General features: G+C 69.2%; 16 protein-coding genes. 8 read left to right on the forward strand and 8 right to left on the reverse strand.

The features are described from left to right. The 4 genes from H5393_RS12685 to H5393_RS12700 are packed head-to-tail and all read right to left on the reverse strand — an operon-like array spanning position 1 to position 5,463. Positions 1 to 873: an ABC transporter ATP-binding protein gene (locus tag H5393_RS12685; protein ID WP_370585988.1), complete on the reverse strand. Its 873-nt coding sequence runs from the start codon at positions 871 to 873 to the stop codon at positions 1 to 3. Continuing rightward, positions 851 to 1,726, reverse strand: coding sequence for an ABC transporter permease (locus H5393_RS12690; RefSeq protein WP_370585989.1), 876 nt, complete (start codon positions 1,724 to 1,726; stop codon positions 851 to 853). The genes H5393_RS12685 and H5393_RS12690 overlap by 23 nt, the downstream gene beginning before the upstream one ends. Continuing rightward, complete coding sequence (locus H5393_RS12695; RefSeq protein ID WP_182766967.1) at positions 1,727 to 2,902, reverse strand: glycosyltransferase; 1,176 nt, start codon at positions 2,900 to 2,902, stop codon at positions 1,727 to 1,729. Beyond that, on the reverse strand, positions 2,902 to 5,463 hold the full coding sequence (locus H5393_RS12700; RefSeq protein WP_182766968.1) for a glycosyltransferase: 2,562 nt from the start codon (positions 5,461 to 5,463) through the stop codon (positions 2,902 to 2,904). Before H5393_RS12700 ends, H5393_RS12695 begins: the two co-directional genes overlap by 1 nt. 184 nt (positions 5,464 to 5,647) lie before the next feature. Between H5393_RS12700 and argG the strand changes: the two genes are divergently transcribed. From argG to H5393_RS12720, 4 genes are read left to right on the forward strand one after another with little or no spacing between them, the layout of a single operon-like run. Then, positions 5,648 to 7,069 (forward strand): argininosuccinate synthase, encoded by a 1,422-nt coding sequence (gene argG, locus H5393_RS12705; RefSeq protein WP_182766969.1) that lies wholly within the window; start codon positions 5,648 to 5,650, stop codon positions 7,067 to 7,069. Between the two features lie 52 nt (positions 7,070 to 7,121). Beyond that, on the forward strand, positions 7,122 to 7,463 hold the full coding sequence (locus tag H5393_RS12710) for a hypothetical protein (RefSeq protein ID WP_182766970.1): 342 nt from the start codon (positions 7,122 to 7,124) through the stop codon (positions 7,461 to 7,463). After that, positions 7,456 to 8,628, forward strand: coding sequence for a glycosyltransferase family 4 protein (locus H5393_RS12715; RefSeq protein WP_182766971.1), 1,173 nt, complete (start codon positions 7,456 to 7,458; stop codon positions 8,626 to 8,628). The genes H5393_RS12710 and H5393_RS12715 overlap by 8 nt, the downstream gene beginning before the upstream one ends. Then, positions 8,625 to 10,361, forward strand: a complete 1,737-nt coding sequence (locus H5393_RS12720; RefSeq protein ID WP_182766972.1) for a hypothetical protein — start codon at positions 8,625 to 8,627, stop codon at positions 10,359 to 10,361. Before H5393_RS12715 ends, H5393_RS12720 begins: the two co-directional genes overlap by 4 nt. Here H5393_RS12720 and H5393_RS12725 read toward each other — a convergent pair. After that, entirely contained in the window at positions 10,333 to 12,129 is a 1,797-nt protein-coding gene (locus H5393_RS12725; protein WP_182766973.1) for a hypothetical protein, read from the reverse strand. The genes H5393_RS12720 and H5393_RS12725 overlap by 29 nt on opposite strands. Before the next feature lie 239 nt (positions 12,130 to 12,368). Between H5393_RS12725 and H5393_RS12730 the strand changes: the two genes are divergently transcribed. Next, positions 12,369 to 12,911, forward strand: a complete 543-nt coding sequence (locus tag H5393_RS12730) for a WhiB family transcriptional regulator (protein WP_076062507.1) — start codon at positions 12,369 to 12,371, stop codon at positions 12,909 to 12,911. Positions 12,912 to 12,980: 69 nt separating this feature from the next. On the opposite strand, the gene H5393_RS12735 is transcribed toward H5393_RS12730, so the two are convergent. Beyond that, positions 12,981 to 13,811 carry an HAD family hydrolase gene (locus H5393_RS12735; RefSeq protein WP_255436518.1) on the reverse strand — a complete coding sequence of 277 codons (831 nt, stop codon included), beginning with the start codon at positions 13,809 to 13,811 and terminating at the stop codon, positions 12,981 to 12,983. A 125-nt stretch (positions 13,812 to 13,936) separates the two neighbouring features. After that, positions 13,937 to 15,214, reverse strand: coding sequence for a serine--tRNA ligase (gene serS, locus H5393_RS12740; protein WP_182766974.1), 1,278 nt, complete (start codon positions 15,212 to 15,214; stop codon positions 13,937 to 13,939). A gap of 156 nt (positions 15,215 to 15,370) precedes the next feature. On the opposite strand from serS, the gene H5393_RS12745 reads away from it, so the two are divergent. Together H5393_RS12745 and H5393_RS12750 are read left to right on the forward strand one after the other, a co-directional pair. After that, a complete protein-coding gene (locus H5393_RS12745; protein ID WP_182766975.1) occupies positions 15,371 to 16,558 on the forward strand; it encodes an MFS transporter in 1,188 nt (395 codons plus the stop codon). Next, positions 16,559 to 17,443 carry a diacylglycerol kinase family protein gene (locus H5393_RS12750; RefSeq protein ID WP_182766976.1) on the forward strand — a complete coding sequence of 295 codons (885 nt, stop codon included), beginning with the start codon at positions 16,559 to 16,561 and terminating at the stop codon, positions 17,441 to 17,443. A 30-nt stretch (positions 17,444 to 17,473) separates the two neighbouring features. On the opposite strand, the gene pheA is transcribed toward H5393_RS12750, so the two are convergent. Further along, positions 17,474 to 18,388 carry a prephenate dehydratase gene (gene pheA / locus H5393_RS12755; RefSeq protein ID WP_182766977.1) on the reverse strand — a complete coding sequence of 305 codons (915 nt, stop codon included), beginning with the start codon at positions 18,386 to 18,388 and terminating at the stop codon, positions 17,474 to 17,476. Positions 18,389 to 18,486: 98 nt separating this feature from the next. Here pheA and H5393_RS12760 point away from each other — a divergent pair, with 98 nt between their 5' ends. After that, on the forward strand, positions 18,487 to 19,782 hold the full coding sequence (locus H5393_RS12760; RefSeq protein ID WP_182766978.1) for a S8 family serine peptidase: 1,296 nt from the start codon (positions 18,487 to 18,489) through the stop codon (positions 19,780 to 19,782). The last annotated feature ends 14 nt before the right edge of the window (positions 19,783 to 19,796 follow it).

The raw sequence follows: 19,796 nt of genomic DNA on the forward strand, positions 1-19,796 counted from the left end.
TCAGAAGTCCTCCATGACGATGGAGTCGTCGCCGACCTTCAGGAAGTCCAGATAGGCCTGGCACACTTCCTTCGGGTCGCCCCGGCGGATGAGCTTGCCCTTGTGCAGCCAGACCACCTCGTCGGAGAGTTCCTGGATGGTGCCCAGCGCGTGCGACACCAGCAGCATCGTGCCGGCGTGGTCCATGAGCTCGGCCATCTTCTGGTTGGCGCGGTCCTTGAACTTCGCGTCGCCGGCCGAGAGCGCCTCGTCGATGATCAGGATGTCCGGGTCCATGTGCACGGCGACGGAGAATGCCAGCCGGGAGAACATGCCCGAGGAGTAGGTGCGCATCGGCATGTCGATGAAGTCGCCCAGATCCGCGAAGTCCGCGATCTCGTCGAAGCGCTCCGTGACCTGTTGGCGCGTCAGGCCGGCGGCCAGCCCGCCCAGGACGACGTTCTCGCGGCCGGTGAGGGCCGAGTTGAAGCCGACGCCCAGCGCAAGCAGCGTGGAGACCTTGCCGTCGATCTCGATGCGGCCCTGCGACGGCGGCAGGATGCCCGCCACGGCGCGCATGAGGGTCGACTTGCCGGCGCCGTTGGCGCCGATGACGCCGGTGCACTGGCCCTTCGGCACGTTGAACGTGACGCCGCGGAGGGCGCGGACCTCCCGGTAGTTGACCTGCTGGCCGCGCAGGCGCTTGACCATGGCGTTCTTGAGCGTGTTCTTGCGCTCCATGAACACCTTGTAGGTGATGTGCAGGTCGTCGATGACGATGGCGGCGCCCTCGTCGGACGTGGGGGGCGCGACGGAGGAGTGGACCTCCGGCTCGGGTGCTCCGGGCTGGCGCTCCAGGTACTGGGATTCGTCAGAGGCGGACAGCGAAATCACGCTCCCTAGAGATGAAGTACAGGATGCCGCCGATGCTGAGCGCCAGCGCCCAGGCGACGGCCGTGGCCACGTAGTACCACGGTGGGTTCTGGCCGTGCAGGGCGTCGCCCCAGATGCCGAGGATGCCGAACACCGGGTTGAACAGGATCCACTCGCCCGTGCGCTTACCGATGGGGTTGGTGAGGAACTGCTCGCCCGTGTACAGCACCGGCGAGGCGTACAACCAGATGCGGATGATGTACGGCAGGAAGTTCGCGGTGTCGCGGAAGTAGACGTGCCAGGTTGCCACGATAGAGCCGAGCCCCATGCCGATGAGCGCGGCGAGCAACACCACAAGCGGGACCCACAGCAGGGTCCAGGCGATGGGTTTGCCGAAGACGACGTGGATCACGGCGTAGACGATCATCGTCGGCACGAACCGGCGCAGAGCCAGGTAGGTGTTGGCGAAGATCAGCAACTGCTTCGGGAAGTTCATGTTGAGGATGAGCGAGCCGGCGTTGGTCACCGAAGTGGCGCAGGCCTGCACGATCCCCGAGATGAGGAAGAAGAGGAAGAGGCCGCCCGCGATCTGCGGGAAGTCGGCCCGCGGGACGCCGTTGGCGTCGAGCTGGCTGCCGCCCCCGATGATCATCACCAGGAGGAAGTAGACAGCCGCGAGCAGGAGCGGGTTGAGCACCAGCCAGGCCTGGCCGAGGAACGTGTTGGTGTTCCCGGCGCGGATGTTGGTGTCACTCATCTCCTTCGCGAAATCGAGGCGGTGCCACAATTCCGTGAAGTACGCCCGGAGGTTGGGGATGCCCGCTTTGTGCGGTGTATAGACGCGCCGCGTGGACGTCTCAGCAGTGTTGGCCACTTAACCTTCTCCCCGGTGATCCGCGTGCGCGGATGCCAGCTTCTCGTAGACGGCCCGCAGGCGGGCGGCGTCGGCATCCCAACACAAGGCGGGACGTGCCGCCTCGACATTACACACGTAGCGCCGGAAATCAGCAACGGCCTCCCTGATTGCGCGCGCGAGGTCGTCGGGGTCGCCTGGTGTGTAGAGGGTGCCCAGGTCGTGCTCGCGCACCACCTTGGCCAGTTCACCGATGTCGGTGGCCACCACCGGCAACCCGAGGCTGACGGCGTGGAACAGCTTGTTGGGCAGGGCGAGGCGATGGTTGACCCACTTGTCGGAGTGGGTCACCAGGGACAGGCCGGCGGCCGACATCAGGGCAGAAGCCTCGTCGAGCGGTAGTGCACCCAGGACGGTGACCCGGCCAGGATCGAACGACGTGAGCCAGGTCTGATCCGCCGGGCCGCACATGGTGATGGGCAGATCCACGAGCTTGCTGGCCGCCGCGATGGTCTCGAGTTCGCGGTAGGCGGCGATCCGGCCCGCGTACACGAGGCCTGTCGGCGTCTCCGGGACGGCGGGGTGGCCGTCGCGCAACGGGAAGGTGTTGCGCACCACCGTGACGTCCTGCCAGCCGTGGACACCCTGCAGCGCATCGGCGACACCGTCGCCGACGGTGATGATGGCGGAGGCGCGGGAGCCACACTCGCCCTCGACGCGCTTCTCGCGGGCGTCGGCCAGGGGGGTGGGCCGGAACTCGCGCGGGAGGCCCGTCCACAGTTCGTGCGAGTCGTAGACCAGGGGCACCTTTCGTTCGCGGGCGAGTTGGTCGCCGGCGGCGAGTGCCGTGAAGTCGTGGGCGTGCACCACGTCGAAGTCGCGCTGCTGTGCATCCTTGACCGCACCTGCAGCCCACCGGCCGAAGGATGAACGGCGGTGCTCAGGCAGCAGCAGCCACCGGGCGAAGCGCAGATGGGGAGGCAGTTTCTTCCCCGCCAGCGACGGCTGGCCCTCCCCGCGGAACACCGACGACGTGCCCACCGACGACACCGTGATGCCCGGCCCCGGCACGAAGTCGTCGGGGACGGAGCGCCCGATGATGTGCACGGTGTGCCCGGCGTCGACGAGGGTGCGGGCTTCCCGCAGCACCCGGGTGTCCGTGGCCACCGAGGTGGCCACCAGCATGAGGATCTTCATCAACGGGCCGGCTCGCCCAGTCCCATGAACTCTGCGAGCACGTGGGCGCTGTGCCGCCCGTCGTGCCACCGCTTGGCGTACTCGCGGCCCCGGCTGCCGAGCACCGCGGCCCTGGCCGGGTCCGCCGCAACGTCGAGCAGCACGCTGCGGAGCGTCTGCGACGTGGCTTCGACGATGGGGACGTCGTCCTGGATGCGCTGCCGCACGCGGTCTGCCACGTGGCCGATGACCACCCGGCTCCCGGACATGGCCTCGACGGCGGTGATGCCGTAGTCGCCGAGCCGGATCTGGTCGATGACGATGTCGGCGGTGAGCATCTGCTCGCGCATCTCGTCGCGGCTCAGTTCATTGAGGCCCCGGTAGACGATGAGGCCTTCGGCTTCGAGTTCGCGGCACACCGCGTCGACGTCCTCAGAGCCCTTGATGGAGCGGCGTGAAGGCACGTGGAACACGATGGGGAGACCGCCGTGGGCCAGGGGCGACATGGAGGTCCGCCATTCGTCGGTGTCGACGACGACGGGCAGCCAGGTGGCCTGCGGCAGGTAGTCGAGGAGGTCGTTGGTGGTGACGAAGACGGGGCCGTCGAAGCTCAGCACGTGCGGCGTGAGGTCCTCCACCTGACGCTGCAGGATGGCCGTCAGTTCCTCGGTAGGGTCCCTGAACGGCGAATCCGGCTCGAGGGAGGCGTGGATGCGCGGGTTGCGGATGTCGGAGCCGTGGAAGACGAGGCCTTGGCGGATGCCCTTGCGCGCGAACCACCCCACCTCGTCGTAGAAGTGCGCACCGAACTTGGCGCCGATGACCGAGCGGCCCGATTCCGTGAGGACGTGGGTGACGCGGTCCTCGAGCTTGGCCTGGAGCTGCTTCTGCCAGGCGGGCGAGACCCACTGGCCGTAGGTGACCGTCTCGTCGACGGGGAACGTCAGCGACTGCTCGCGGTGCCGCCACACCGACTCAGCGATGGCCTGCGGGTACTCACGCATGAGCGCCTTGGCCCAGAGCTGGGGCAGGCCGCCGGTGTTGGCACAGCCGATCCGGATCCACGGCCTGGGCTCGAACAGCTTCGAATCAGCGAGGGTGGCACGCTGCCGGAGCATGTCGCTGCGGATGGCCGCCAGGTTGTCGTGCAGCTTGGTGGGCTCGAGGCCCGGCAGGAGCTTCGGGTCCGTGATCTGCTTGGCCACGTCGACGATCACGTGCTCGAAGTGCTCGAACGTGTGTTCCGCCACGAGTTCATCGGTGAGCTTGGCCCGGTACTGGCCCAGGTTCCCGAGCAGCTTCTTCGCCGCCTCGGCCAGCGAGGGCGGGTTGGAGTGCAGGAACACCTCGCCGATCCCCAGCGTGGTGACACGTTCAGAGAGCCAGTCCATGTTCGAGGTCAGGATGGGCAGGCGTGCCTGGACGGATTCGAAGTACTTGTTCGGCGCTGCCCAGTTGTGGTTGCCCACGGGCAGGAACGGCATGACGGCGGCCGTGGCGGAGGCCAGGTATTCGGCCACCTCGTGGGTGGGGGCGAAGGGCACGAAGTGCACCCGGTCGCGCACGCCGTGGGTGGTGGCGATCGCTTCGAGCTCGTCGGTGTAGGAGCTTTCGCGTCGGGCGCCGATCGCCAGGTGCACGCCTGGCAGGTCCTTCAGCGCCACGACGGCGTCGTGGACACCGCGGTGGTAGCTGAGCCCGCCCGCGTAGACGAGCAGCGGCGCCTCGTCGTCGATCTTGAGGAAGTCGCGGATGGTGAGCGTGCGGCCGGTCTCCGGCAGGTTTCCGATAGGCGCGTTGGGCACCAGCGGGGGCACCTCGCTCAGGGAGTACTGCTTGGCCAGGAAGTCCGCGATGGGCTGGCAGACGGTGACCGTGGCGTCCACCTTGGGCATCGCCTCGGTCTCGAGCGCGGGGAAGCCCAAGGTGACGTTCTGGTCGTCGCTGGCCAGGCCGTAGACGTACTCGCGGGCGTCGTAGAGGAGCCCCATCTGCCTGCCCTTGGCACGCTGGATGTCCGCCACCTCGGCGCCCATGGGCAGCAGGTGGACGTCGGTCACGATGAGGTCAGGCTCCAGCCCGGCGATCACGTCGCGCAGGGCGTCCGTCATCACCGGCACGTGCGGTAGCGCGGAGCGCCAGTCGAACGGCGCGTCGGGGTCGGGCTTGGGCGCAGTGACCTTCTGGGCCGTCTTGTTGACCAGCCCCTGCGCCGGACGCAGCACGCGCTTGTTGGCCTGCTTGACCACGGCTCCGGCTGTCTCCTCGACGCGGGCGATGGCCTTGGCCACCTTCTGCGGAGGACGGCGGTGCAGCACGAGGTGGAACGCCTTGCGGACGATGCGATAGAGGATCGACGGCGGCTTTGGTCCCGCGGCGGGCGCCGGCCCACCGCTCTTCGGCCGGGCCTGGCAGAGGATGTACGGGATGCCCGCAATCACCCCCTCGTTGGGGATGCCGGTGCCGAAGCCGACCATGGTGACGCGATAACCCGCAGCAACCAGCGCCAACGCATTGCGCTGCGCGCGTGCGTCGATCTCGATGTTGTTGGGTAGCGCGATCACAGCATGGGGTCGCTGCATGCCTGGCCTCCAGCCTGCCGACAGTACTAGGCGAGCATCCTACCTTCTGCCGCGGCGCACACCGCTTCGGCGCACAGCGGTCATCAGTGGTGCGCATGGTGGCAGATTCCGCGACGGGAATCCGGCATGCCCGCAAGGTCGGACAGCGTATAGAGAGCGCGATCCCTGCGGCTACAGTGGCGCCGTGACTAAAGTACTCACCTCCCTGCCCGTCGGCGAGCGCGTCGGTATCGCGTTCTCCGGTGGCCTCGACACCTCCGTCGCCGTCGCGTGGATGCGCGAGGCGGGCGCCGTGCCCTGCACCTACACCGCAGACATCGGCCAGTACGACGAGCCGGACATCGACTCCGTTCCCGGGCGCGCGGTGGAGTACGGCGCCGAGATCTCACGGCTGATCGACTGCAAGCCGCAGCTCGTCGAGGAGGGCCTGTCCGCCCTGGCGTGCGGCGCGTTCCACATCCGCTCGGCCGGCAAGGCGTACTTCAACACCACGCCGATCGGGCGCGCCGTCACCGGCACGCTCCTGGTGCGCGCCATGGCTGAGGACAACGTCTTCATCTGGGGCGACGGCTCCACCTACAAGGGCAACGACATCGAGCGGTTCTACCGCTACGGCCTCATGGCCAACCCGCAACTGCGCATCTACAAGCCGTGGCTCGACGAAGAGTTCGTGCGGCAGTTGGGCGGCCGCGCGGAGATGAGCGCCTGGCTCACGGAACGCGACCTCCCGTACCGCGACCCCAAGGAGAAGGCCTACTCCACCGACGCCAACATCTGGGGCGCCACGCATGAGGCCAAGACCTTGGAGGACCTCAACGTCTCACTCGAAACCGTTGAGCCCATCATGGGCGTGAAGTACTGGGACCCGTCGGTGGGCATCGACACCGAGGACGTGACGGTCCGCTTTGAGCTCGGTCGCCCCGTCGCCATCAACGGCGTCCGCTTCGACGACTCGGTCTCGCTGGTCATGGAGGCCAACGCCATCGGCGGTCGCCACGGACTCGGCATGAGCGACCAGATCGAGAACCGCATCATCGAGGCCAAGTCGCGCGGCATCTACGAGGCGCCGGGCATGGCGCTCCTCTGGATCGCCTACGAGCGCCTCCTCTCGGCCATCCACAACGAGGACACCCTCGCGAACTACCAGGCGCAGGGCCTCAAGCTCGGCCGCCTGCTGTACGAGGGCCGTTGGCTGGACCCGCAGTCGCTGATGCTGCGCGAATCCATCCAGCGCTGGGTCGCCTCCGCCGTGACCGGCGAGGTGGACCTGCGCCTGCGCCGCGGCGACGACTACACCATCCTCGACACCCGCGGCCCGCACCTCAGCTACCAGCCCCACAAGCTCTCGATGGAGCGCGTGGAGGACGCCGCGTTCGGCCCCACGGACCGCATCGGCCAGCTCACCATGCGCAACCTCGACATCGCGGATTCCCGCGAGAAGCTCGAGCTGTACGCCCAGCAGGGCACCCTGCTGGCCGGGCACGCGGCGCTCATCGGGCAGTTGGAGCGCGGCGGCGCAGCGGCCATCGCTGAGTTGGGCGCCACCGGGCCCTCGGATGTCGACGAGGCCGTGGAGCGCTCCTCGATGGACACCGGTACCGACTGACCCCACTGATCGCCATCTCTGCCCTGGACGGCTCGCTGGTAAGGTGCCGAGCGTGGACCCGGACGACGTGACTTTTCAACAGGCAGCCCAGGACAACGAGAGGCTGCGGAAAGCCCTTGCCGCAGACCTCGAGGTCGTCCGCGCGGAGATGACGACGCTCGTGGCCGAGCTCGAATCGGCCCGGGATGACGCGCGTGTCATGGCTGAGCGACTCGTTGAGCGCGACATCGCCCATGACGCACTGCGCGACCAGCTCGCCGCGGCCGAGGCTTCTCAGAAGGAATCGGCTGAGGTCATCGCAGCCCAGAAGCGCCACATCGAGCGGTTGAAGAAGCAGTTGCAGCGCCCCATCCGAGTCCTGGCCAAGAAGGCGCTCGGGCGTGGGAATGGCTGAGCCCACGCACTGGGAGGAACTGCTCGCCGAGGACCTCGACTTCGTCGTCGTCGCCCCCACGTATCCGCGTGCCTGGCGCCACGGCGGAGAGTTCATCCGCTCCCGGGTGCACGCCTACGTGGCGGCCGGCCTCAGGGGTGCCGTGATCGACACTTCGGGCAAGGGCTCCCGCGTGCTGCGGGCGCGCGATTCCGCCACCGAAATCTTCGTCACCCACACCGACGACCTCCCGTCGGCGCTGGACGTGCTGCAGCGTCGCGGCGTGCCGGTGCTCGCCCACTCCCCGTCGCCCACCGTGTCGGGAATGCTCACCGAACGGCTCCCGGGCCTGCGCCTCATCGTCTGGTACCACGGCTACGAGGTGCGCGACTACCGGCGCCTGGCTGGCAACTTCACCACCGCCGAACTCGCGCTCCGGCGAGCCACCCTGGACGAACTCAACCGCGTCCGGTTCGACGCGGCCCGCAGCCTGTTCTCCTGTGGGGATGCCGCGATCGTGTTCGTCTCGGAGATGCAGCGACAGAACTCGCAGTGGGACGTCGGCGCGGAGGCCGTCAACTCCCACGTCATCCCGAACCACATCGACACGGCTCACTTCAGGGCCCGCGAGAGGCAGCCGCACGAGGCCAACCGCATCCTCCTGATGCGCAGCTTCGAGCAACGCAACTACGGCAACGACATCGCCATCAACGCGATCGGCCTGCTCAAGGCCAGGCCGGGCTTCTTCGACCTGCAGTTCACGGTACGGGGCTTCGGCCGGCTGTTCCAGCGCAAGGTCGCCCCGCTGCACGGTCTTCCCAACGTCACCGTCGAGAACCGCTACTCCAGCCCCTCCGAGATGGCCGCGCTGCACTACGACCACGGCATCTTCCTCTGCCCGTCGCGCTACGACACCCAGGGCGTGATGCTGGGCGAGGCGATGGCCAGCGGCATGGTGACGATCACCAACCCCGTCGCGGCCATCCCCGAGTACACCGACGCCACCTGCAGCCTGCTGCCCCGGCCGGACGACCCCCGGGCCTTCGCCGAGGCCATCTGGTACCTCGTCGAGCACCCGGAGGTGCTGCCCGAACTGTCGCGTAATGCGGCCGCGAGGGTGGAGCGCCAGTGTGGGGTCGAGGCGACGATCAACCGCGAACTCGACCTGATCAGGACGTTCACATGACGCTCTATTCCCCTGTGGTCTTCACCGATGACCCGACGGTGGCCGAGCAGTCGCTGGCCCGTGGCTGGCGGGTCGTGTCGCGCCACCCGGACAACCCGCAGGTCATCCGCCTGACGGGCAACCCCGTGCTGTGCGGCATCCCGCAGCCCACCATGAGCATCGCCAACGGCTCACTTGATGCGGAATCCACCCCTGTGTGGAACTACGTCCTCAACTGGCTGTCGCAGCACGTGCCGCGCCCCATGCCGGTGGTCGCGCCGAATGACTGGCTCACGGAACTCGCGCTGTGGGCGGCCGGATCCCGGGATTGGCCCTTCGGCGTGCTGCTCACCGGGCAGCCCGTCCTCACGCCACAGGCCATCGCCCTCATGACCGCTGCCAAGGGGTTCTACGTTCCGGACCCGGCCGTCGCCGAGGCCTTCACGCGCTCCTGGCCGGCTCCCGTGCAGCATCTGGAACCCACCCCGCTGGTCGACCTGGCGAGGGAACACCCGGTGCCGAACACGAAGGCGCTCGAGGGGGTCACCCGGGTGTTGCTGGTGGCATACTACGGTGGCCCCTCGCCCACGGTGGGAGTGCAGCGCGTCAACTACTGGTTCGAGCAGATGGAGATGCTCTCCGACGGTGCGGTCACCATCGACTATGCAGTGGCCACTCCCTGGCCTGACGCGCCGGAGCACGTGCACCGCGTCCCCGATCTCTGGACGGGCAACCTCGTGTTCAACGGTTCGCCGCTCAGCCCGGCCGCCACCACGCTGCTCGCTGACGGGGTCGCCCGGCCCTACCCGTACAGCAGGCAGGTGGCGGGCTTCTGGAACTGGGCGCTGGAGCGCTATTTCGACAAGCGCGACGACGAGTACGACGTCGTGATCCTCTCGGGCAATCCCTACCCCTACTTCGATTTCGCGTCCTACGCCCGGCGACGCTGGACCGCGCGGGTGATCCTGGACTACCGGGATCCATTCGTCGGCAACCCCCGCCACACATGGGGCGCAGAGGCGAAGAAGGACGCTGAGTACCTCGAGGCCGGCTGGAACCTCGACGCCGATATCGTCACCGTGGTGAACCAGGGCTGCAAGGACGTCACAGTGCGGGGCAGCGCCCAGACCCGCATCGAGATCGTGCCCAACGGCTTCGACGAACGCGTGCCCGCTCCGCCTGTCGTCGACCGCCAGCCCGGGTCCCCCGTGCGTTTCTCGCACGCGGGGCAGATCTACAAGATCACCCCACCTGACAAGCTGCTCGAGGCGATCGCCGGCACCGATGCGGAGTTCCACCAGATCGGCGCTCCCGTGACGCAAGACTTCGGCGCCCACGTCGTGCGCCACCCGCGGGTGTCACGCGAGGAGGCCCTGCGCCTGCTCTCGACCACGGACTGCGGCGTCACCTTCATCGGCGACTCCGGCATCGAGACCCCCACCAAGATGTTCGACTACCTGGCGCTCGGCCTCGACGTGCTCATCCTGCACCGTGACCTGCGCGAGGGGACGGCCATGTGGGAGATGCTCCGCGGGGTTGAGGGCGTTTACTGGGTGCGCGACGACGTCGAATCCATCAGGGAGTTCCTGGCGACCTACCAACCGCGGCAGCACCCAGAGCCGGAGCGTGCGGAACCCTTCATGCGCCGCTCGTCGACCCTGCGGCTGATCGAACTCATCCGCGAACTGGGCGACCACGGTTTCACACCGCCGGCGGAGTTGCGCGCTATCGCAGAGCGGAGCAGCGCTCGCTGAGCGCAGCCCCGTCCACCGGTGCCCACACCTCCAGGTCGTAGCCGCCTGAGCGGGCGGGAGCCGTCTCTCTCAGGGCCAGGCGGTAGTCGTCCGGGAACTGGAGACCGGCCTCACCCAGCACCTCGGGGTCGATGCGACGCGCCCCGTCGGGGCTGACGAGCAGCCAGGAAGCGCCGATGAGGTCGCAATCGGTATGGAGCGTCAGTTCCCGGGCGAGCCGGTCACGGGATCCGGGATACCTGCCGATCACCCAGGAGTCCGCCGTGGCCCGGGCCTGCAGATGGTAGACGAGACCCGGAGACTCGCCCGTCAGGTCGAGCACCGGAGTGCCGGCCACGAACCCTTCAGCGGCCACGCCGTCTGCCACCGCGCCGAGGTACCGCGCCATGTCCGGCGAAAGGTCGACCAGTCCCTTACCCGCCAGGTCGACGGCGACGTCCTGGGCGGCGAGCGGCTCCTGCCGGGGCGCGGCGCCCGATGCGGCATTCAGGCACAACGCCGTCGCGAGCAGCCAAACTCCTGCGACGGCGGGGAGCGCGGCCCGGCTCTCCCTGGCCGCCCCCAGCGCGACCAGTGAGCTGGCCAGCCAGCAGAAGGCCGCGGAGCCGGCCAGTGCCACGGTGCTGTAGTGCGTACCGAAGGCGTAGACGTAGGGCAGCAGCAGAAGTGCGCCGACGGCGGCCAGCACAGGGCGGCGAAGCCTTCGGGCAGTCACCAGGGAGGCGACGGTGCCGCCCGCCCAGAGGAGGAGGGCCACCGTTGCCGAGCGGAGGACCCGGCCAGTGAGGGGGGTGGACCCGTCGGCCATGGCCCAGACCGTCGCCGCGCCCAGGAGCGCGGTGAGCCCGGCCAGGCAGTGGGGCGCGTACCGGCCGGCCCGGCGAAGCACCATGGCGATCGCCAGCAGCAGCCCGAGCAGCAGACCCCAGAGGACGTCCGCCCGTTCCCACCGGAGATCTTCGGTAAAGGTGTTGACCATGGCGTCCAGGGCACCGCGCTGGGTCTGGATGCTGTACAGCTCCAGCCCTTCAAGGACGCGCTCCAGGAAACGGACGGGGCTGCCGTCGATCAGGAGCGTCATGATCAGGAACGAGGTCAGGGCGACGCCTGCCGCCACGCCGAGCCCGCGCCAGGTCCATCGGCCTGCCACGACGAGCGCGATGAGCACCAGCACCAGGAGGAGAGCCCCGGCCGTGGGACGCGAGGCGAAGCAGACCACACCGCCGACGCCCAGTGCCGCCCAGGGCCAGAGCCCCGGCACCGGACGCCGGGTCGGAGTGGGGGCGGGCAGCGGGATGCCGGCGAGCGCCGCCCCGGACACGAGCAGACCGATGAGGCCCAGCAGGTTGTAGCTGGGGGTGAAGAACACCGACTGCGATCCCACAGCCAGCAGGACCGTCGGCGTCAGCAGCGCTCCCCACGCCAGACTGCTCCCCCGGGAAAGCGCGAAGGCCCGCCGGACCACGGCGGCGAAGAACCCCACGCCCACCAGCAGGAGCAGCAGCACCGTCCACCGTCGAATGAGCACCAGGTCCTGGCCCGCCAGACTCCACAGCGGATGGAAGAAGAACGCGAACTGCGTGCTGGCCCAGGGCCAGTCCCACGGGGAGGTCATCCAATTGAGGTACATGCCCTCGTCGGTGAGGTCGAGGCCACGTCCCGTCATCCACCAGACCTTGGAGAGGATGGCGAGATCCGCCACGATCAGGCCCATCACTGCCACCCGGCGCCAAAGTGGACCGGGGCGGATGGCAGACTCTGTGGACACGGGCACATCCTAGTGAGTACTCACTCGGCCTTCACCGCCCCACCCGGCGCCTCTCCCCCGCGTCGTCCAGCCTCGAGGATGCGGCCGATACACATCCCTGAGCCCAGATACTCAAAGCAGCCTAGGTCCGGTACCCAGAGAAGTCGGGTAGATCTCCCCATGCCGTGAGCACCCACGGCCCGCGTTTTCACGACAGTCTTGAACCAGCACTCCACAAGGGGATCTACGGAAGGGCTGACATGACTGAACCGACGACCGCCTGCGTCGCATACCCGAATGTGTTCCTGCACCCGCTCCTCGACGACGGCACGTCTCCGACGTCACGCGGCGAGCGCCGTGAGCAGCAGATGCTCCGTTCGCAGGCCGAGAAGATGTGTGCCGGTTGCCCACTCATGGCGCAGTGCCTGACAGACGCCGTCGCGAAGTTCGACGTCTCCGGCTTCGTGGCCGGCACCACGCGTCGCCAGCGCCAGGAGATCCGCGCCCGGCTCGGCATCACGGTCACCCCCGAAGACTTCGACACCTTCGCGGGCGTGAACTCCGGGCGCCAGTTCGACCGTTACGAGATCCACCGGATGCGTGCCGCCAACCCGGATCAGCCGCTGAGCGTCATCGCGGCCAAGGTGGGCTGCTCCGTCTCCACGGTGAAGCGGCACCTCCGCCGCATCGAGGCTGAGGGCGGCGTCGCCCGCCCCGTTCAGAGGACGGCCCCCACGCCGGCCCAGATCGTGGCCGTCGCCAACGACATCAAGCGCGGTACCCGTCGGGTCGCCGCCGCCTGAGACCCCCCCACAAGCCGAAAGGGCCACCCTCTCCCCCAGGGGTGGCCCTTTCTCTCTGCCCCGGCGAAGTCAGGCGGCGCCTTCGGTCTCCAGCGCGGGGAACCACAGGTTGAGCTCCTCGACGACGCCGAGGTCGGCGAAGCTGCCCGTCACCGCGTCTGCGGCCGCCAGCACCTCGTCCGGGGCGTCGCCCATGGCCACGCCACGCCCGGCCCATTCGAGCATCTCGATGTCGTTTCGGCCGTCGCCGATGGCCAGCACGTCCTTCTGCTCGATGCCGAGTTCCCGGCACACCATCGCCAGGCCGAACGCCTTGTCGATGCCCTTCGGGGCGATGTCCAGCCAGGCGGACCAGCCCACGAAGTAGGCCACCTCCTGGAGCCCGAGCCGCCCCACCAATTCGCTGAACGCCTCTTCGGTGGTGTCCGGGTCCCGCACGATGACGCGGGACACCTCCTCCTTGGCCAGGTCCTCCACGGGGACGACCTCGACGTCGCCGAGCAACTCCCCGGGTGGGAACTCCTGGCTCACCCGCCAGTGGAGCCCGTCCTGGACGGCGATGCGGGCATGGGGTGCGATCTCGCTGACCTGACGGATGACGTCGGTGGGGTCGAAGCGCGTCTCGTGCCGGATCTCGAGCTCGGGATAGGTGACCACCATCGCGCCGTTGGCCGACACGTGCCAGCCCTCCGGCAGCCCGATCTCATCGGCGATGGGTTGCGTGGCCAGCCACGACCGACCCGTGGAAAGAACGACGGTGACCCCCGCGTCGAGGGCCCTGCGCACCGCAGCGCGCACCTCGGGCGGCATGACGCCGAACGCATCGACGAGCGTGCCGTCGATGTCCAGCGCAACAAGTTGTGGTGTGAATTCCATGGCGTTGCCTCTCTTCCCTGCCATCAGGGACGCCTGGTTGCTTGATCTGTTACCAGCCCAAGCATGCCACCGTTGTGTCAACCAACGGTAGAGAGCAGGCAAACGACGCGCTTCATCCGCTTGTGAACCGCGCATCCAGCCCATGATCCTCAGGAAGCAGGCGGGGTGATCAGGTCGCGGCCACCGAGGTACGGGCGCAGCGCCTCCGGTACGTGGATGGAGCCGTCGGCCTGCTGATGGTTCTCCAGCAGCATGATGATGATGCGGGTCATGGCGCAGAGGGTGCCGTTGAGGGTGGCGACGGGGCGCACGCCGTCCTCGAACCGGCCCCGGATGCCGAGCCGGCGGGCCTGGAATTCAGTGCAGTTGGAGGTGGAGGTGACCTCGCGGTACCGGTTCTGGGTGGGCAGCCAGGCGTAGCAGTCGAACTTCCTGGCCGCGCTCAGCCCGAGGTCCCCCGAGGCGACATCGAGCACCTGGAACGGCACTTCGAGGGCGTTGAGGAAATCCTTCTCGTAGCCGAGCAGCTTCTGGTGCCATTCCTCGGCGTCGGCCGGATCGCAGTGGACGAACATCTCCACCTTGTCGAACCAGTGCACGCGGAAGATGCCGCGGGTGTCCTTGCCGTGGGAGCCTGCCTCGCGACGGAAGCACGGTGAGTACGCCACGTAGCGACGCGGCAGGGTTCCCGCATCGAGGATCTCGTCGGAGTGGTAGGCGGCGAGCGCGACCTCGGAGGTGCCCACGAGGTACAGGTCGTCTGCGGGCAGGTGGTAGACGTCCTGGGCGGCCTGGCCCAGGAAGCCGGTGCCCTCCATCGCCGACGGGCGCACCAGCGCGGGCGGGATCATCGGCGTGAAGCCCCACTCGGCTGCCTTGCTCATCGCCAGGTTCAGCAGCGCGATCTCGAGTTGCGCGCCGAAGCCCGTCAGCACGTAGAAACGCGATCCGGAGATCTTGGCACCGCGCTCCATGTCGATGGCGCCGTGCATTTCGCCGAGCTCCAGGTGGTCGCGGGCCTCGAAGCCTTCGGCCGCGAAGTTGCGCGGGGTGCCCACGGTCTCGATGATCACGCCCTCGTCCTCGCCGCCCTCAGGCACGCCGTCGATCACGAGGTTGCCCACCTGCTTCATCAGCTCGTCGAAGCGGTTGCCCGCCTCGTCGGCGTCGGCCTGGGCGCGCTTGACGTCTGCCGCCAGCTGCTGGGTGCGCGCGATCAGCGTCGCCTTCTCCTCACCCTTGGCTTTGGCGACGTCCTTGCCGATGGCCTTCTGCTCCGCCCGCAGCGTCTCGAACGACGCGATCGAGGAGCGTCGGGACTCGTCCGCCGCGATGAGGTCGTCGACAAGCTCGACCGAGGCGCCACGCAGGGCCTGGGAGCGTCGGACGCGATCGGGATCGACGCGAAGCCACTTGGGATCAATCATGCGCCCAACTCTAGCGAGCACCGGCCTCCCCCCGGGACGCGGGCGGTGTGCCCAACTCGGGTTCCACTCCCAGCCGAGTACGGCAGGGCGTGGCACTTCCCCCCGGGGATAGGGTGAACGTGGTCAGTTTCGTGGCCCCCATAGGAGAGGCGAAGAGTGGCTAAGGCGACACGTAGGGAGCCCATCCCGGCGGAGATCTGGGTGCTGGTGGCAGCCGCGTTCCTCATCGCGCTCGGGTTCGGCATCGTCGCGCCGATCCTGCCCCAGTTCGCCAAGTCCTTCGACGTGGGCGTGATGGCCGCCTCCGCGATCGTGTCGGTCTTCGCGTTCGTGCGCCTCATCTTCGCGCCCGCCGGCGGCGCCCTCATCGGCAAGTTCGGCGAACGCCGCATCTACCTGCTGGGCCTGAGCATCGTCGCGCTCTCCAGCGCACTCAGCGGCCTGGCACCCGACTACTGGACACTGCTGCTGTTCCGCGGGCTGGGCGGCATCGGCTCGGTCATGTTCACGGTGTCGTCGATGGGCCTACTGGTGCGGCTGTCGCCCCCCGGGCAGCGCGGCCACACGTCGTCGCTGTACGGCTCGGCCTTCCTGCTGGGCAACATCTTCGGCCCCATCCTCGGCTCCGCCCTGTCCGGCCTGGGCCTCCGCGTGCCGTTCTTCCTCTACGCCGCTGCCGTCTTCGCCTCGGTGCTCGTGGTGATGGTGTTCCTGCGCCGCGACACAGGCGCGCCCGAGGTGCCGGGGCAGGCGCAGCCGAGGATGACGCTCAGCGAGGCCATGGCCCTGCCGTACTACCGGGCGCTGCTGGTGACCGGCTTCGCCCACGGCTGGGCCAACTTCGGCGTGCGCATCGCGCTGCTCCCCCTGATGGCGGCGGCGGTCCCCACCATCGGCGCGGCGGCCGCGGGCATCGCGCTGACGCTGTTCGCCGTCGGCAACGCGATCACCCAACAGGCCACGGGGCGGCTGATCGACAGGCTGGGCAGGCGCCCGTTCCTGGTTGTCGGCCTGGGCCTCTCCGCCCTTGTCACGCTCCCGTTCGGCTGGTTCGACACCCTCACCTGGTTCTTCATCCTCTCGGCAGCGGCCGGCGCCGGCGCGGCGTTCATCGCCCCCGCCTCCCAGGCGCTGCTGGCAGATCTCATCGGGTCGAACCGCAACGGCGGCCAGGCGCTCTCGACCTACTCCATGGCCACAGACCTCGGCTCCATCGCCGGCACCCTGCTGGCCGGGGCCATCGCCGACATCCTCGGCTTCGGCTGGGCCTGGGCCGTCACCGCGTTCGTCCTGGCGGTCGCCATGCTGCCCTGGTTCTTCGTCAAGCGGCCGCGGCGGGCGTAGATGCGGGTCGCGGTCGTCGTCAATCCCGCCTCGGTGCGCCGGAGTGAGCGTTTCCGCGCGATCATCGACGGCGAACTCAGCGCCCGCGGCCTGCCTGCGGCCCGGTACCTGCTGACGACACCCGAGGACCCGGGCACCGGGCAGGCCGGGGCAGCCCTCGAGGCCGGCGTCGACCGGGTGCTCGTGGCAGGCGGCGACGGCACCGTGCGGATGGTGCTGGCGGCGCTGCGCCGAACAGACGTCCCCGTCGGGCTTTTGCCCTCCGGCACCGGGAACCTCCTGGCGCGTAACCTCCGGCTCCCGCTGCGGCTGCGCCCTGCGCTGGTGAAGGCGCTCGACGGCACGCCCCGCCCATTCGACCTTCTGCGCTACACGAATCTGGACACCGACGCCCAGGGCTACGCCGCGGTGATGGCGGGGCTGGGCGCGGACGCAGCCGTCGTGACCGACGCCACGGCCCGGCTCAAGCGGCTGGGACAACTGGGCTACGTGCTCGCCGGGCTGCGCCACGTGCGGGCCAGGCCGGTGGGCAGCAGGATCGCCGTCGACGGCGAGGTGCTGCTGCGCGACGCCTCGCTCGTCCAGGTGGGGAACCTGGGCGAGCTCCGTGCCGGAGTGCGGCTGCTCCCCCACGCGGACGCCTCCGACGGGCTGCTCAACCTGCTGGTCGCCTCGCCGCGTCACTCACGCGACGTGCTGCGCATGATGGCGGGCGTGCTGTTGCGCACCAGGCGCGAGCCGTTCGTCGACCGACGGGTGGCACGCGACGTGGTCGTCAACTGTGACTGCCTGGTGCCCTACCAGGTCGACGGCGACGTCATCGGCGCCGTCAGCGCCATCCGGTTCGAGGTCCTGCCCGGCGTTGCGCGGGTCGTGTCGGCCTAGGCCCCCTCGACCAGGCGCCGGGCGCCTGGCTCAGGGCAAGAACGGCAGGCCGAGGCTCTCCACCCAGGCCGCGGCCGCGTCGTACGAGTCATCGGTGAAACCGTCGCCCACCTTCGGCCGCGACTCATCGGCCCGCGGGTAGGAACCCAGGAAGTGGACGCGGGGGCAGACGCGGTGCAGGCCTTCGAGGGCCTCGCCCACGCGCTTGTCGTGCAGGTGCCCCTCGACGTCGATCGAGAAGCAGTAGGACCCCAGCGTGGTCTTCGTCGGGCGCGACTCGATCCGGGTCAGGTTCACCCCGCGCACGGCGAACTGCTCGAGGATCTCCAGCAGGGCACCCGAGTGGTCCTCGCGCATGTAGGCGACCAGCGTGGTCTTGTCGGCGCCCGTGCGCCGGGCGACCGGCCCGGCCTTCCCCACCTCGACGAAGCGGGTCACTGCACCCGGGTTGTCCTCGATGGCGTAGGCCAGTTCGGTCAGGCCGTAGGTGTCGCCGGCCACGCGCGCGCAGACGGCCGCGTCGTAGCGCGACTCCGGGCGTGCGACCTCCGCAGCCGCGCCGGCCGTCGAGCCCGCCTCCGTGACCTGCGCCCGGGGCACCTTCTCCGCCAGCCACTGACGACACTGGGCCGCGGCGTGCCCGTGGGTCAGCACCTGCCGCACGTCGGCGAGCTGGGTGCCTTCACGGGCATAGAGCCCGAACTCGACGGGGATCACGATCTCGGCACGGATGGCGAGCGGCTCGCCGGCGATCAGCTCGTCGAGCGTGGCCGACACCCCGCCCTCGACGGAGTTCTCGATGGGCACGACGGCGCCGCTGACTTCACCGTGGCGCACCGCATCCAGCGCCTCGCGCACGCTCGAGAACGCCACCGCCTCTTCGTCGGTGATCATGCGCAACGCCTGATGGGTGAACGTCCCTGCGGGACCGAAGTATCCGAGCACGTCCCCATCCTCCCCCTTCCGCGCCCGCGCCCGCCAACCAGATCCGAAATGGGGGAGCCAGATTCGCGCTGGCCCCGCGGGCGACTACCCTGACCCGCGTGAAGCGATACCTCTGGCGCGCCACCGCGGCCGCGATGACGGCGGGCATCCTGCTGTCCAACGCCGCCGTCGGGGCATCCGCCGAGGAGGCCGATGTCTTCCGGCCCACCCGCTGCGAGATCAACCAGCCCACCCCTGAGGGACAACTGCTCGACGCGTGGCACCTCCAGCGCCTCAACATGGATGAGGTCTGGCGCCTCGCCACCGGCAAGGGCGTGACGGTGGCCGTGATCGACACCGGCGTGAGCACGGCCGGCAGCCTGTACTTCGATCCGGACCAGGTCCAGGGTTTCGACTTCGTCGGGGTCTCTGACGACGAACGCGACAAGAAGGTGAAGGTGGACTGCCTGCACGGCACGTTCGTCACCTCGTTGCTGGCGGCCGGGCTGCGGCCGGACGGCAGCACGGTCCATCCACTGACGAACTTCGCCGGCATCGCCCCGGACGTGGAGGTGCTCGCGTACCGGGCCCTGGCCCATTCCGCGGTGCAACCCGACGAGGGGCAACAGGCACCTGCCCCGGAATCGCTGGAGCCTGCGGTGCGCGCCGTCAACGCCGCCGTCGACGCCCAGGTCGACATCATCAACCTGTCGCTCACCGTGCAGCGTAACGTGCCCTTCTTCGACGAGTTCGAGGCTGCCATCCACCGGGCGCTGAGCGCCGGCATCGTCGTGGTGGCCGCGGCGGGCAACGGTGACCAGAACGTCGGCCCGCTGTTCCCCGCTTCGTTCCCCGGCGTGATCTCCGTCGGGATGAGCACGGAGCAGGAATCGGCGCACCCCCAGTCCTACGCCTGGTCTCGCGTCGAGATCGGCGCCCCCGGCGCCGGCATCGTCGGGCTGGCCCCCTCGCAGGACGACCGCAACGCCACGACGGCGAACCAGGCCTTCCACCTGGACACGGGCACGTCGTTCGCCGCGCCGATCGTCAGCGGCGTCATCGCGTTGATGCTCGAGTACGACGCGGCGACGGGTCGCGAGCGGGCCTCCGCCGCGGAGCTCCTCACCCGGTTGCAGCTGACGGCGGACCCGCCCCCGGCCACCGCGCCCGACGCCCAACTGGGCTGGGGCATCGTCAACCCCCTGCGGGCCGTACTGGACACCCGCCCCGCGCCCATGTCGAGCGAGGCCGCTGAGTTCGCCCCCCCGCCTGCACCGACGCCGGAACCCGAGCCCGTCGACGCCCGCATGCCCGTGTTGGGCCTGGGGGTCGCCGTCGGGGCCGTGCTGATGGTGGGGCTGGGCGTGGTGGCCGCGATCGCGATCCCCGCCGCGGCCCGCCGCCAGGCCCGCTGACCCCCGCCCGGTGC

This window comes from Tessaracoccus sp. MC1756 (genome assembly GCF_014164735.1).
Classification (GTDB): domain Bacteria; phylum Actinomycetota; class Actinomycetes; order Propionibacteriales; family Propionibacteriaceae; genus Arachnia.